11 protein-coding genes and 1 other RNA gene are annotated in these 13343 nt (G+C 61.3%); all 12 read left to right on the top strand.

Annotation, left to right across the window (positions count from 1 at the left end; translation table 11 throughout):
- Positions 1 to 137: 137 nt before the first annotated feature.
- The 12 genes from ACIK7D_RS09805 (at position 138) to murD (ending at position 13339) form a co-directional block, all read left to right on the top strand.
- Positions 138 to 677 (top strand): lytic transglycosylase domain-containing protein, encoded by a 540-nt coding sequence (locus tag ACIK7D_RS09805; protein ID WP_003522187.1) that lies wholly within the window; start codon positions 138 to 140, stop codon positions 675 to 677.
- A gap of 92 nt (positions 678 to 769) precedes the next feature.
- Positions 770 to 1957, top strand: a complete 1188-nt coding sequence (locus ACIK7D_RS09800; protein WP_400156189.1) for an NAD(P)/FAD-dependent oxidoreductase — start codon at positions 770 to 772, stop codon at positions 1955 to 1957.
- Between the two features lie 59 nt (positions 1958 to 2016).
- On the top strand, positions 2017 to 3207 hold the full coding sequence (locus ACIK7D_RS09795; protein ID WP_400156188.1) for an NAD(P)/FAD-dependent oxidoreductase: 1191 nt from the start codon (positions 2017 to 2019) through the stop codon (positions 3205 to 3207).
- Between the two features lie 56 nt (positions 3208 to 3263).
- Positions 3264 to 3665: RNase P RNA component class A (gene rnpB, locus ACIK7D_RS09790), an RNA gene on the top strand.
- Between the two features lie 401 nt (positions 3666 to 4066).
- A complete protein-coding gene (gene mraZ / locus ACIK7D_RS09785) occupies positions 4067 to 4507 on the top strand; it encodes a division/cell wall cluster transcriptional repressor MraZ (protein WP_003522190.1) in 441 nt (146 codons plus the stop codon).
- Between the two features lie 14 nt (positions 4508 to 4521).
- Complete coding sequence (gene rsmH, locus ACIK7D_RS09780; RefSeq protein ID WP_003522191.1) at positions 4522 to 5547, top strand: 16S rRNA (cytosine(1402)-N(4))-methyltransferase RsmH; 1026 nt, start codon at positions 4522 to 4524, stop codon at positions 5545 to 5547.
- A gap of 1 nt (position 5548) precedes the next feature.
- Positions 5549 to 6103, top strand: coding sequence for a hypothetical protein (locus ACIK7D_RS09775; protein WP_020811527.1), 555 nt, complete (start codon positions 5549 to 5551; stop codon positions 6101 to 6103).
- Positions 6103 to 7845: a penicillin-binding protein 2 gene (locus ACIK7D_RS09770; RefSeq protein ID WP_003522193.1), complete on the top strand. Its 1743-nt coding sequence runs from the start codon at positions 6103 to 6105 to the stop codon at positions 7843 to 7845. Before ACIK7D_RS09775 ends, ACIK7D_RS09770 begins: the two co-directional genes overlap by 1 nt.
- A 57-nt stretch (positions 7846 to 7902) precedes the next feature.
- Positions 7903 to 9372, top strand: coding sequence for a UDP-N-acetylmuramoyl-L-alanyl-D-glutamate--2,6-diaminopimelate ligase (locus ACIK7D_RS09765; protein WP_400156187.1), 1470 nt, complete (start codon positions 7903 to 7905; stop codon positions 9370 to 9372).
- The gene (locus tag ACIK7D_RS09760; RefSeq protein WP_127757266.1) at positions 9369 to 10802 is read left to right on the top strand and encodes a UDP-N-acetylmuramoylalanyl-D-glutamyl-2,6-diaminopimelate--D-alanyl-D-alanine ligase; all 1434 of its coding nucleotides are present in this window, start codon (positions 9369 to 9371) and stop codon (positions 10800 to 10802) included. Before ACIK7D_RS09765 ends, ACIK7D_RS09760 begins: the two co-directional genes overlap by 4 nt.
- Positions 10803 to 10825: 23 nt before the next feature.
- Positions 10826 to 11926 (top strand): phospho-N-acetylmuramoyl-pentapeptide-transferase, encoded by a 1101-nt coding sequence (gene mraY, locus ACIK7D_RS09755; protein WP_003522196.1) that lies wholly within the window; start codon positions 10826 to 10828, stop codon positions 11924 to 11926.
- Between the two features lie 3 nt (positions 11927 to 11929).
- Positions 11930 to 13339: a UDP-N-acetylmuramoyl-L-alanine--D-glutamate ligase gene (gene murD / locus ACIK7D_RS09750; RefSeq protein ID WP_400156186.1), complete on the top strand. Its 1410-nt coding sequence runs from the start codon at positions 11930 to 11932 to the stop codon at positions 13337 to 13339.
- The last annotated feature ends 4 nt before the right edge of the window (positions 13340 to 13343 follow it).

Raw genomic sequence — 13343 nt, 5'->3', positions numbered from 1 at the left:
GTCGTTCTTCAGGGGAACCTGCCGTCAATATCAATCAAGGAGACCGGACAGCGGAAGGTCGTGATCGACTTTCCGGGCGCAGATTATTTGTGTCGCTTCATTGTTTCTGTCATCCGATCTGGAGACTTTTTCTACATATGAACAGGGTTGTTGTTGCTGTCGTGGCGGGCGTTGTTATGCTCGCTTCGCAGGCGGGGATTGCTTTTGCCAAAGACGAGGACGTCAAGACCAAAACCGTGACGCTGGAGACCTTCTTCCGCAAGCCCGGTTATCCCATTCCCGAAAAGAGCCTGCCTTCCTCGCTCAGGAACGACTATTCCGATCTGATCGTCAAATATGCCAAACGTTACGGCGTTCCCACCAATCTGGCGCATGCCGTGGTTTCGGTGGAAAGCAAGTTCAATCCGAAGGCCCGCGGCAGCGCAGGCGAGGTCGGGCTGATGCAGATCAAGCCGGCAACGGCGCGGATGATGGGCTATCGCGGCACGACCAAGGCGCTCTACGATCCTGAGACCAATATTCGCTGGGGCATGCAATATCTGGCCACGGCGCATCAGCTTGGCGGCGGCCAGGTGTGCAGCACGATCCTGCGTTACAATGCAGGCCATGGCGCCACCCGGATGAACCCGGTGTCCAAGCGCTATTGCGGTAAGGTGCAGGCGCTGCTGGCCGGCTGAGGCCGCCATCGTTCGTCTGCAAAATTGCGAAAAGCGATTCCGGTTCGGCCCGGCATGCTGTAGTCAGAAGCAAATCTGATACGGAGCATGGCATGCCGGATTTCAAATATATCGTCGTCGGGGCCGGGATGATGGGAGCGGCTGCGGCGCGGCATCTCTCAGCGCAAACGGATGGCGTGGCGCTGATCGGCCCGGACGAACCCGCCGATCGCAAGACCCATCAGGGTGTGTTTTCGAGCCATTACGACGAAGCGCGCATTACCCGCGGTTTTGATGGCGATCCGGTCTGGGCGGAACTGGCGCAGCGCTCCATCCGCCGTTATGCGGAGATCGAGGCCAAAAGCGGCATCCGCTTTTTCACGGAAGCGGGCTGCCTGTTCACCGGAAACGGCAAGGGGCTTGCGGGGGACTATGTCTCGCGCGCGCTTGCCTCGGCCGACCGTCTCGGTCTCGGTGTCGAGACACTCGGCACTGATGCGCTGGCTGGCCGGTTTCCGATGTTCTCCATGCCGGCCGATCACAGCGGTTATTTCGAGGCGCAATATGCCGGCCACGTCAATCCGCGCGCCTTGGTGAAGGCGCAATGCACGATTGCCGTCGCACAGGGCGCGCGGCTTGTGCGCCAGACGGCGGCGCATATTCGCGATACTTCCGATGGCGTCGAGGTTTCTACACGAGAAGGGGCGGTTCATACGGCTGAAAAGGTCATCGTAGCGGCCGGGGGTTTCACCAACATGGCCGAGCTTCTGCCTTCTCGCGTCGATATGGCGGCCACGGGCCGCACCATCGTCTTTTTCGAACTGGATGAGGCGCGGCAGGCGCTGTTCGGTGCCATGCCTTCCACGATTGTGCTGGCGGAGACTGAGGACGACATCGTCTATATCCTGCCGCCGGTGCGTTATCCCGATGGCAAGGTCTATCTGAAGATCGGCGGCGAGAGTGAAAAGGGCAGGCTTGAAACGCTCGCGGAAGCGGTTGGCTGGTTCCATTCGGACGGCACGCCGGGTGAGGTGGAGTTTCTGAAAAAGCGGGCGCTCTCCTTGATGCCGGAGCTCGCCGGCTGCCCGGTCACCTCAGGCTCCTGTGTCGCCTCCATCACCCGCAGCAGCTATCCCTATATCGGCTATACGCAATCCTCCAATATCGCGGTTCTGACCGGCGGTAATTTCGTCTCCGCCAAGTCTTCGGACGAAATCGGCCGGCTGGGCGCCATGCTGCTTTTGAACGGCCAGCTGACCGAGGATGAATTCGCCGCCGAAATGTCGCCGGTTTTCGTCTGACATTCAGGGACGAAGCAGCTACAAGGTTGCGACGGAAGTGAGCGGGTGAAGAGGGCGGCATGTCGGGACATTTCAGATACATCGTCGTGGGTCGCGGCATGATGGGTGCCGCCGCCGCCCGCCATCTGGCCGAAACGGTGGATGGCGTCGCGCTGATCGGTCCCGGCGAACCTGCCGACATCAAATCGCATCGGGGCGTCTTCGCCAGTCACTATGACGAGGCGCGGATTACCCGCACCATCGATGGCGATGCCGACTGGGCGCTGCTCGCCAACCGCTCGATAGCGCGTTACGCCGATATTGCCGCCAGAAGCGGCGTTGAATTTTATGCACCCGTCGGCTGCCTGATGGTGGGGCCTGAACGGGGCGGCGATAATCCTTTTGTCGACGATGTCCGCAAGGCGGCGGCGCGGCTCGGCGTGTCCACGGAACTGCTGGGCGGGGAACATCTCGAAAGCCGCTTCCCCTATTTCTCCTTCGAGCCGGGTTGCGAGGGGGTATTCGAGAGAAACAATGCCGGATACGTCAATCCGCGTGGGCTGGTGAAGGCGCAGGCCATTCTGGCGGAAAAGGCCGGCGTTACGCTTATCGACGATATTGTCGTTTCGACTCGGGAAGAGGATGGTCGCGCACGGGTGGAGACGGCCTCGGGCGCGGTTTATACCGCAGACCGGGTGCTGGTGGCGGCCGGCGGCTTCTCGATCACGAAAGATCTGCTGCCGCAGCCGGTGGCCCTCGATGTCTATGCACGCACCGTCGCTTTCTTCGAGGTAGATGAGGGTGATCTGGATCAATATGCGGACATGCCGTCGTTGATCTATGAGCCACGCGACACGACGAAACATATCTATCTTCTGCCGCCGGTGCGTTATCCCGATGGCAAATTCTATCTGAAGATCGGCGGCGATCCCGACGACAAGAGGCTCGGCAGCGACCCGGAAATCCGGGAATGGTTCCGCTCCGGCGGACGCGAAAGCGCGCGCGATCATCTCTCGGAGATCGTCGGATCGCTGGTGCCTTCCATCGATCTTTCGCGTGTCTCGATGGCCGCCTGCGTCGTCTCCAAAACGCAAAGCGGTTATCCGGCCATCGGCTTCACCGCCTCGCCGAAGATTGCGGTTCTGACCGGCGGCAACGGCACGGCGGCCAAGAGTTCCGATGAGATCGGACGGCTCGGCGCTGTGCTGCTGCGGGACGGAGAAATCGCCGATGGCGCCTTTTCGACGGATTTCAAACCGGCATTTCTTTGATCCTTGCCTGCGCTTTTCGGTGGCTTTCGCCTCGGAACATGGTTATGCAGCCCATGCCAGTTGGCCGGGCAGCCGCGCTTTACCAATGTCGAAAGACGGTAAGGTGAGGAAAGTCCGGGCTCCACGGAAATACGGTGCCGGATAACGTCCGGCGGGGGCGACCCCAGGGAAAGTGCCACAGAGAGCAAACCGCCATGCATCGCATGGTAAGGGTGAAAGGGTGGGGTAAGAGCCCACCGCGCTTCTGGTAACAGCGGCGGCAAGGTAAACCCCACCGGGAGCAAGACCGAATAGGGATGACACGGGATGGGCGAAAGCCCGTTCACAGCCGGTTTCCGGGCCCGTCATCCGGGTGGGTTGCGCGAGGCGGCATGCAAATGCCGTCCCAGATGAATGGCTGCCACGTTCCGGGTCAAACCGGAGCCATACAGAACCCGGCTTACAGGCCAACTGGCGAATTTTCCTTTCCGACCCTGAATTGCGGGTCTCGTGTGGGATTTGGTTATCCCGTTGCTTCATAAAAGAGAAATGGGTGTTTTGCGGTGAATTTCCACGCAGCGAAAGCGCATTGCCGCACGCAAAGTAAACCATTCGTTAAACTTAACGGCTTATGAATTTCCGATGCGAAGTCGGTATCGTGCCGGCTTCTCCCATTGACGCCCATAGTGTCCCATGATATCCCAAATGCACACCACATTGGGTCGTGTTTTTGACCCGCAATCGCTGAAACGAGTGAGGAGCCTACGAGGGGCTGCTGCAGGGCATGTCGCCCTGGCGCTTGGCGATGTGTCGTGCGTACCGGTGTCGTCTGTGAAGTGGATGGTTCGCTTTGCGGAATGCGGTTTTGGCGAGTTGAGTAATGGACCGCTTTTTATCGAACGTGACGAACAGGATCGACGCCAAGGGGCGCGTTTCGGTTCCGTCTCCGTTTCGTTCGGTGTTGGTCAGGCGCGGCATTCAGGAGCTTTATTGTCTTCAGGATTTCGCCTTTCCGGCCATCAGTGTCGGCGGTCCGGATTTGCTGGAGCGCTACGAGCGGCAGATTGCGTCGATGGATGCCTTCTCGCCGGAGGCGAACGCGATGTCGCTGCTGGTTCACGGCGGCGGCGTTTTCATGAAGCTCGACCAGGAAGGTCGATTGATGGTGACGGATTTCGTGCGGGAATTCACCGGCATATCCACCGAAGTCACCTTCGTCGGACGGGCGGATCATTTTCAGCTTTGGCAACCGAATGCGTTTTTGGCGGCGCAGGCGGAAGCAAGAGCGGGGCGCGGTTTTTCGGCTGCTCGCCCCGCCTAGGACGGGGACACGGAATGGCGGCGAATTCTGGCGGACGATCTTCTGATGCCGATGGCGGACCTCAGCGTCACATCCCGGTCCTGCTTCGCGAAGTCATTGCCGCGCTGGAGCCATCATCCGGCAAGATCATTCTCGACGGCACGTTCGGCGCCGGCGGCTACACCCAGGCCATTCTCGATCAGGGCGCCGACGTCATCGCGCTCGACCGCGATCCGACCGCTATCGCCGGCGGTCAGGCGATGGTTGCCGCCAATGGCGGTCGGTTGAGTCTCATCCAGTCGCAATTCTCCGATCTCGCGAAGCATGCCCCGCAAGGCGGGCTCGATGGCGTCGTTCTGGATATCGGCGTTTCCTCCATGCAGATCGACGAGGCCGAGCGCGGTTTTTCCTTCCAGAAAAACGGCCCCCTCGACATGCGCATGTCGGGTTCCGGCGTTTCGGCGGCCGATGTCGTCAATCGTGCGAAGGTCAGCGATCTGATCCGCATCTTCGGTTTTCTCGGTGAAGAAAAGCAGCCGGGCCGCATCGCCCGCGCCATCGAGAAGAAGAGGGCGGAAGAGCCTTTCCGCACCACCCGCGATCTGGCGGGCCTCATCGAAATCGTCACGCCGCGTAAGGCCAAAGACAAGATTCATCCCGCAACGCGCGTTTTTCAGGCGCTGCGCGTTTTCGTCAATGACGAGCTGGGCGAGCTGGCGCAGGCGCTTTTTGCCGCCGAGCAGGTTTTGAAACCCGGCGGCCGGCTGGTCGTCGTCACGTTCCATTCGCTGGAAGACCGTATCGTCAAGAAATTCTTCTCCGACCGTTCGGGCAAGGCCGCCGGTTCCCGGCACCTGCCGATGGTGGAGGACAAGCCCGCCATTTTCGATAATATCGGCAAGCCGATGATCGCCGCCAGCGATGAGGAGGCGGAACTCAATCCGCGTGCCCGATCCGCCAAACTGCGGGCCGGTCTGCGCACGACCGCACCGGCGCGCGCGGCGGATTATTCGATCTTCGAGCTTCCCGATCTCGCCAGCCTTGAAAAGATGGGAGGCTGATATGCTGCGCACTTTCGATGTCATCTTGATGGGTGTGATGGTCGCCGCGGCCGTCGTGACCTATTCGATCAAGCACAAGGCCGATCTGAAGCTTGAGGAGGTCCGCAAGCTGGAGGCCGAAATCAAGCTTGAGAAGGATACGATTGATCTCTTGAGGGCCGACTGGGCGCTCTTGACGCAGCCGAACCGTCTGCACCGGCTCGTGAATGCCTATCAGGACGAGCTTGGCCTTTCTCCGACGCTACCGACGCAACTGGCGCAGCCGCGCGAGTTGCCCATGCTGCGCTCGCAACTGCCGCAGCCGCCCGAGCCGGAAGGCATGAGCGTCGAGGATGTCATTGCCGCCGCCGTCAACGGTTCCAAGCCGGGTGCGACGCTTGGCGCGGCCACCAAAAAGAAATCACCGCCGGCGGGCCAGATTGCCGTTAACGGCACTCCGGTTCCGACACCCCGGGCGCGTGTTTCCCGTCCCACCGCGGCTCCGGCCGTCTCCGCCGTCGCGGGCGATGAAACCGACGACATGGATGACACGATAACAGGATCGGTGAACCGCTGATGTCTTTTCTCTCCCGCGTCATGGTTTTGAAGAGCAAGGCTCATTTTTCCGCCAGCACCACCGGCGTCTACACCGATCATGCGGCCTTTGAAGGCGCACGCAAGAAGCGCGCCGCCCAGGCGAAAAGCCGCGTCGGCCTGATCATTTTCGGTTTTGTGGCCTTTTACGCCGTCGTTGGCGGGCGTCTCGTGCAATATGGCATGGCGGAGCAGGAAACGGTGTCGAGCATCGCACCCGCCGACCGCTTGATGGCGTCGCGCCCCGATCTTCTCGACCGCAATGGCGAGGTTCTGGCCACCGATATTCGCACCGTCTCGCTTTTCGCCGAACCGCACCGCATCGTCGATATCGATGAGGCCATCGAGAAGCTGCGGACGGTTCTGCCGGATCTCGACCAGCGCAGCACCTATCAGAAACTCTCCTCCAATTCGCGCTTCCAGTGGTTGCGCCGCCAGCTTACGCCGAAGCAGCAGAGCCAGATTCTGGCGCTCGGCATTCCAGGCGTCGGCTTCCGCCCGGAAAAGCGTCGCTTTTATCCCGGCGGGCCGACCGCCGCGCATGTCGTCGGTCACGTCAATATCGACAATCGCGGCGTTGCCGGCATGGAACGTTACGTCGACAGCCAGGGCCTTGCCGATCTGACGGCGCTCGGCATGACCAGCGACCAGCCGCTGGAGCCGGTGAAGCTTTCCATCGATCTGCGCGTGCAGTCCATTGTCCGCGAAGTCGTGACCTCGGCCATCACCAAGTTCCAGGCGATCGGCGCCGGCGCGGTGGTTCTGGATGTGCATACCGGCGAAGTCCTCGCCATGGCCTCCGTACCGGACTACGATCCGAACAACCCGGCCGAAGGCGCCAAGGAAGGCTGGCTCAACCGCATGTCGAACGGCACGTTCGAAATGGGGTCCACCTTCAAGTCTTTCACGATTGCCATGGGTCTCGATTCGGGTCGCGTCCGTCTCGGCGATACCTTCGATGCGCGTTATCCGATCCGCATCGGGGGTTTCACCATCAAGGACTTCCACGGCAAGGGCCGGATGCTTTCGGTACCGGAAATCTTCCAGTATTCCTCCAACATCGGTACGGCCAAGATTGCCGACACCGTGGGAACGGAAGGCCACAAGGAATTCCTCACCCGGCTTGGCCTTTTGACCCGCATGCAGACCGAATTGCCGGAAGTGGCTCTGCCGTCGCAGCCGCGCGAATGGAAGAAGATCAACTCGATTACCATTTCCTTCGGCCACGGCGTTTCCACGACACCGCTGCAGACGGCGGTTGCCGGCGCCGCGCTCGTCAATGGCGGCAAACTGATCGAGCCGACTTTCCTGCCGCGTACCCGCGAACAGGCCGATCAGGTGGCCAAGCAGGTTCTGAAGCCGGGCGCCAGCAAGGACATGCGTTTCCTGTTCGAGTGGAACGGTGTCAACGGTTCGGGCCGCAATGCGCGCGTCGATGGTTTCAACGTCGGCGGCAAGACCGGCACGGCCGACAAGGTCGTCAACGGCCGTTACGTGCACGACAAGAACTTCAACGCCTTCCTCTCGGCCTTCCCAATGGACGATCCGCAATATGTCGTGCTGTCCTTCATCGACGAGCCGAAGACGGACAAGGGCAATGGCGCGGCACTCGCCGGCACATCCGCGGCGCCGATGGTGCGCGATATCATCACCCGCACGGCGGCGGTGCTGGGCGTGAAGCCGAAGTTCGGCAAGGATGGCTCGGCCTTGCTCGTGTCTTATTGATTGTTAGCTTATGATGTTCCGGCGATTCGCGCCGGGGGGACAAGACGGACACAGTCGATGAATTTGCGAGATATATCCGGAAATGCGTTTCCGGAATTGAAAGAATTGCTCCTGTCTGAGATCGGGGCGATCGAAATCGGGGGGATCACCGCAGACAGCCGCAAGGCTGCGCCCGGCAGCCTGTTCGTCGCGGTTGCGGGCACCAGGGCGGATGGTGCGGCCTATGTGAAGGACGCGGTTGCCAAGGGCGCGGTCGCTGTTGTTTCCGGACACGCGCTGGATGCCGATGTGCCGGTGCTTTCCGTTACGGATCCTCGCCTTTATCTCTCCCTTGCCGCTTCCCGTTTTTACGGAAAACAGCCGGAAACTATGGTCGCCGTCACCGGCACTGCGGGAAAGACGTCCGTTGCTTCCTTCGTGCGGCAGATCTGGGCTTTCGCCGGCCATGCCGCAGCGCAGATCGGCACGACAGGTGTGATTGCACCCGGCCGCGAGGATTACGGCGCGCTCACCACGCCCGATCCGGTGACGCTGCATGCGCTTCTGGCCGAACTTGCGGCCGAAGGTGTGACGCATGCGGCGATGGAGGCGTCCAGCCATGGTCTCGACCAGCGCCGTCTCGATGGAGTGAGGCTGGCGGCGGCCGGTTTCACCAATCTCGGCCGCGACCACATGGATTATCACCCCACCGTCGAGGACTATATGGCCGCGAAGATGCGGCTCTTCGATACGCTGATGGAAAAGGGCGCTCCCGCCGTGATCTTCGCCGACGATCCATGGTCGCAACAGGCGATCCGCGCGGCGGGCGAAGCCGGTCTCGATGTGCGCACGGTCGGTCGCAAGGGCGACTATCTGGCCCTGAAGCGGGTGGAGCACTTCCGTCACAAGCAGATGATCGAAGTGCATCATGACGGCGAGATTTATGAAGTCGACATCCCATTGGCGGGCGATTTTCAGGTTGCGAACGCTCTCGTCGCAGCCGGTCTTGCCATGTCCACCGGCGTTCCCGCGGCAACCGCGCTGAAGGCGCTCGAAAAGCTGATCGGCGCCGCCGGCCGTCTGGAACTCGTGGGCCAGACGAAGAACGGTGCGCTTGCCTATGTGGATTACGCCCACAAGCCGGATGCGCTGGAAAATGTGCTCACCTCGGTCCGGCCCTTCACCTCGGGCCGCATCATCACCGTCTTCGGCTGCGGCGGCGACCGCGACAAGGGCAAGCGCCCGATCATGGGCGAGGTTGCGACGCGGCTTTCCGACATCGTCATCGTCACTGACGACAATCCGCGTTCGGAAGATGCTGCAACGATCCGTTCCGAAGTCATGGCGGCAGCACCCGGCGCATTGGAAATCGGCGACAGGGCGGACGCTATCCGCCATGCGGTGTCGCTGCTTTCGCATGGCGATACGCTGATCGTCGCGGGCAAGGGGCATGAAGAGGGGCAGATCGTCGGTTCGGTAACGCTGCCGTTTTCCGATCATGAACAGGTGCGCGCTGCACTGGCAGGGCTGGAAGGATCGAAGATTTGAGCTGGTTATGGACAGTCGCCGACATGATCGCCATCACGGCAGGACGCCCCGTGGGCAACCTGCCGACCGGAATCACCGGCATTTCCATCGACAGCCGGACGGTCAAGCCGGGCGAAGCGTTCTTCGCCATCAAGGGCGACCGGGTGGACGGTCATGATTACACCAGCTTCGCCGTTGCGAACGGGGCGGGACTTCTGGTCGTTGCCGAGGCCAAGCTGCCGGCGCTCGGCCGCCTGACCGTGCCGATGATCGTGGTGGAAGACGTGCTTGCCGCACTCGGCAAGCTCGCCATCGCGGCACGTGAAAGAACGTCGGCGCGTATCATTGCGGTGACCGGTTCGGTCGGCAAGACGACGACCAAGGAAATGCTGCGGCAGGCGCTCGCCCCTTCGGGCCGGGTGCATGCGGCTGTGGCTTCCTTCAACAACCATTGGGGCGTGCCGCTGACGCTGGCGCGCATGCCGGCGGACACGGAATTCGGCGTGTTCGAAATCGGCATGAACCATTCCGGCGAAATCCGGCCGCTGGTGAAGCTGGTGCGTCCGCATGTGGCGATCATTACGACCATAGCGCCGGCCCATCTCGGCAATTTCAAGAACATCGAAGAGATCGCTAGCGCCAAGGCGGAGATTTTCGAGGGTCTGGAGGAGGGCGGTTCCGTCATTCTCAACCGCGATAACGCCCAGTTCGAACAGCTTGAAGAAGCGGCGCAGGAACAGGGTATCGAGCATATCCTCACCTTCGGGCAGCATGCCAAGGCGGATTTCCGCCTCGCGGATTTCGAGAGCACGACGACGGGCTCGACGATCTGGGCGATCCTGAACGGCGAAACCAGCGAATTGCACATCAATATTCCCGGCCGGCACATTGCTGATAACGCCATGGCCGTGCTGGGCGCCGTTGCCGTCACCGGCGCCAATCTCGACCGCGCGTTCGAGGCGCTGGGAACGCTCGAGGCCGTAAAGGGGCGCGGCCAGCGCCATCAGCTGGCAATCAACGGCGGCACCTTCCTGCTGATCGATGAAAGCTATAATGCCAATCCGGCCTCCATGCGTGCGGCGATTGCCGTGCTGGCGGAAACGGAAACGCAGGGTCACGGTCGGCGCGTCGCCGTTCTCGGCGACATGCTGGAGATGGGTGAGTTTTCCGCGCAGTTGCATGAAGAGTTGGCGGGCCCACTGCTCGCGGCCGGTATCGAACACGTCTGGCTGGCGGGCGAGGCGATGGCCGCATTGCGCGATGCGTTGCCGGACAGCGTGACCGTGATCTGGTTCCCAACGACGGCGGAACTGACCGATTTCGCCCTGCAATGGGTGCAACCGGGAGACGCGCTGATGGTAAAATCGTCACTTGGCCTCGGTTTCGGCAAGATTGTCGCCGCCCTGCTTGACAAGTATCCGGCATTCCCCGAGACGGAACGCCAAGTCTGAAATAGCCTTTTGAAAGGGCAATTATGCTGATCTGGCTCGTCGAACTGTCGGATAAAATTCAAATCTTCAACCTGTTCCGGTACATCACCTTCCGGGCGGGTGCCGCGATGTTCACCTCTGCGTTGATCGTATTCCTGTTCGGACCAGCGATCATCAATTCGCTGCGCGTGCGCCAGGGCAAGGGCCAGCCGATCCGCGCCGATGGGCCGCAGACGCATTTCAAGAAGGCCGGCACGCCAACCATGGGCGGGCTGATGATCCTTGCCGGCATTCTCGGCGGCTCGCTGCTCTGGGGCGATCTGTCGAATGTCTATGTCGTCGCCGTTTTGATGGTGACGCTCGGTTTCGGAGCCATCGGCTTCTACGACGATTATCTGAAAGTGACGAAGCAGAGCGACAAGGGCTTTTCCGGCAAGGCGCGTCTCGGCATCGAATTCCTGATCGCGGCGATTGCCGTGTTCTTCATGATGAAGATGGCGCTTGCTTCCGCCCCGCATGGCGGCACGCTCGGCAGCTCCATCGCCTTTCCGTTTTTCAAGGAATTCGTGATCAATCTCGGCTACTTCTTCGTGCTGTTCGGTGCTTTCGTCATCGTCGGCGCGGGCAATGCCGTGAACCTGACGGACGGCCTCGATGGTCTCGCCATCGTGCCGGTCATGATCGCCGCCGCCACCTTCGGCGTGATCGCCTATCTCGCCGGTAACGCGGTGTTCGCCAATTACCTGCAGATCAATTTCGTGCCCGGCACGGGTGAGCTCGCCGTCATCGTCGGCGCGGTCATCGGCGCGGGCCTCGGTTTCCTGTGGTTCAACGCGCCGCCCGCCGCCATCTTCATGGGCGATACGGGCTCGCTGGCGCTCGGCGGCCTGATCGGCTCCATCGCTGTCGCGACCAAGCACGAGATCGTCATGGTCATCGTCGGCGGTCTGTTCGTCATGGAAACGCTGTCGGTCATCATCCAGGTCTTCTGGTTCAAGCGCACCGGCAGACGTGTCTTCCTGATGGCGCCGATCCATCACCATTTCGAGAAAAAGGGCTGGACGGAAAGCCAGGTGGTTATCCGTTTCTGGATCATCTCCGTTGGCCTCGCGCTGCTCGGCCTCGCCACCCTGAAGCTGAGGTGAGCGATGATCCCGGTCACGTCGTTCAAAGGTAAGAAGGTCGCTCTCTTCGGGCTTGGCGGTTCGGGTCTCGTCACCGCCCGGGCGCTGGTGGCCGGCGGGGCGGATGTCGTTGCTTTCGACGACAATCCCGACAGTGTCGCCAAGGCCGAGGCCGAAGGCATCAAGACGGCGGATCTTCGGACGATTGACTGGCCGAGCTTCTCTTCCTTCGTATTGGCGCCCGGCGTGCCGCTGACGCATCCGAAACCGCATTGGTCGGTCGACCTTGCGAAGGCTGCGGGCGTCGAGATCATCGGCGATATCGAGCTTTTCATCCGCGAGCGCCGTGCGCACGCGCCGGATTGCCCTTTCATCGCGATTACCGGCACCAACGGCAAATCCACGACAACGGCGCTGATCGCCCATATTCTCAAGGCTTCAGGCCGCGATACGCAGCTTGGCGGCAATATCGGAACGGCGGTGCTGAGCCTCGATCCGCCCAAGGCACAACGTTTCTACGTTATCGAATGCTCGTCCTACCAGATCGATCTCGCGCCGACGATCAATCCGACCGCCGGAATTCTCCTCAACCTGACGCCCGATCATCTCGACCGTCACGGCACGATGCAGCATTATGCCGATGTCAAGGAACGGCTGGTGGCCGGCAGCGGCACGGCAATCGTCGGCGTCGATGACAGCCATTCGACGCTGATTGCCGACCGTATCGAACGCGCCGGGGTAAAGGTCGAGCGCATTTCCAAGCGCAATGTCGTTTCCGAAGGTCTCTATGCCGAAGGCAGCCGTATTTTCCGTGCGCATGGCGGCACTTCTTCGCTGCTCACCGATCTCGACGGTATCCAGACCCTTCGCGGCAGCCACAATGCGCAGAATGCGGCGGCGGCAATTGCCGCCTGCCTTGCGGTCGGGGTTTCCGAAGACGAGGTTCGCGCCGGTCTCAAATCTTTCCCCGGCCTCAAGCACCGCATGCAGCCGGTCGGCCGGCGCGGTAACGTCACCTTCGTCAATGACAGCAAGGCGACCAATGCCGATGCCGCGGCACCTGCGCTTTCGAGCTATGAGCGGATTTACTGGATCGCCGGCGGTCTTCCCAAGGCGGGTGGCATAACCAGCCTGTCGCCGCTGTTTCCTCACATCGCCAAAGCCTATCTGATCGGTGAAGCGGCGGCGGAATTTGCCGCGACGCTTGGCGAGGCGGTGCCTTATGAAATATCCGGCACGCTGGACAAGGCCGTGCAGCATGCGGCAGCCGATGCGGAAAAAGATGCGACGGCCGGCAATGTCGTGATGTTATCCCCGGCTTGCGCAAGCTTCGATCAATATAAGAACTTTGAGATCAGAGGTGATTCGTTCGTCGCGCAGGTCGCGGCGCTCGATGGCATGACAATGCTGGTTGACTCTGGAAAAGGGGGCTGAAGGC

It is taken from the genome of Agrobacterium sp. P15N1-A, assembly GCF_044626815.1.
Taxonomy (GTDB): Bacteria; Pseudomonadota; Alphaproteobacteria; order Rhizobiales; family Rhizobiaceae; genus Agrobacterium; species Agrobacterium leguminum.
The sequence above is the reverse complement of the archived record's forward strand: the minus strand, read 5'-3'. Positions and strand labels throughout refer to the sequence as shown.

Coding starts and splice junctions, on each gene's coding strand:
- ACIK7D_RS09805 (WP_003522187.1), top strand. CDS start 138: ATGAACAGGGTTGTTGTTGCTGTCGTGGCGGGCGTTGTTATGCTCGCT.
- ACIK7D_RS09800 (WP_400156189.1), top strand. CDS start 770: ATGCCGGATTTCAAATATATCGTCGTCGGGGCCGGGATGATGGGAGCG.
- ACIK7D_RS09795 (WP_400156188.1), top strand. CDS start 2,017: ATGTCGGGACATTTCAGATACATCGTCGTGGGTCGCGGCATGATGGGT.
- mraZ (WP_003522190.1), top strand. CDS start 4,067: ATGGACCGCTTTTTATCGAACGTGACGAACAGGATCGACGCCAAGGGG.
- rsmH (WP_003522191.1), top strand. CDS start 4,522: ATGGCGGCGAATTCTGGCGGACGATCTTCTGATGCCGATGGCGGACCT.
- ACIK7D_RS09775 (WP_020811527.1), top strand. CDS start 5,549: ATGCTGCGCACTTTCGATGTCATCTTGATGGGTGTGATGGTCGCCGCG.
- ACIK7D_RS09770 (WP_003522193.1), top strand. CDS start 6,103: ATGTCTTTTCTCTCCCGCGTCATGGTTTTGAAGAGCAAGGCTCATTTT.
- ACIK7D_RS09765 (WP_400156187.1), top strand. CDS start 7,903: ATGAATTTGCGAGATATATCCGGAAATGCGTTTCCGGAATTGAAAGAA.
- mraY (WP_003522196.1), top strand. CDS start 10,826: ATGCTGATCTGGCTCGTCGAACTGTCGGATAAAATTCAAATCTTCAAC.
- murD (WP_400156186.1), top strand. CDS start 11,930: ATGATCCCGGTCACGTCGTTCAAAGGTAAGAAGGTCGCTCTCTTCGGG.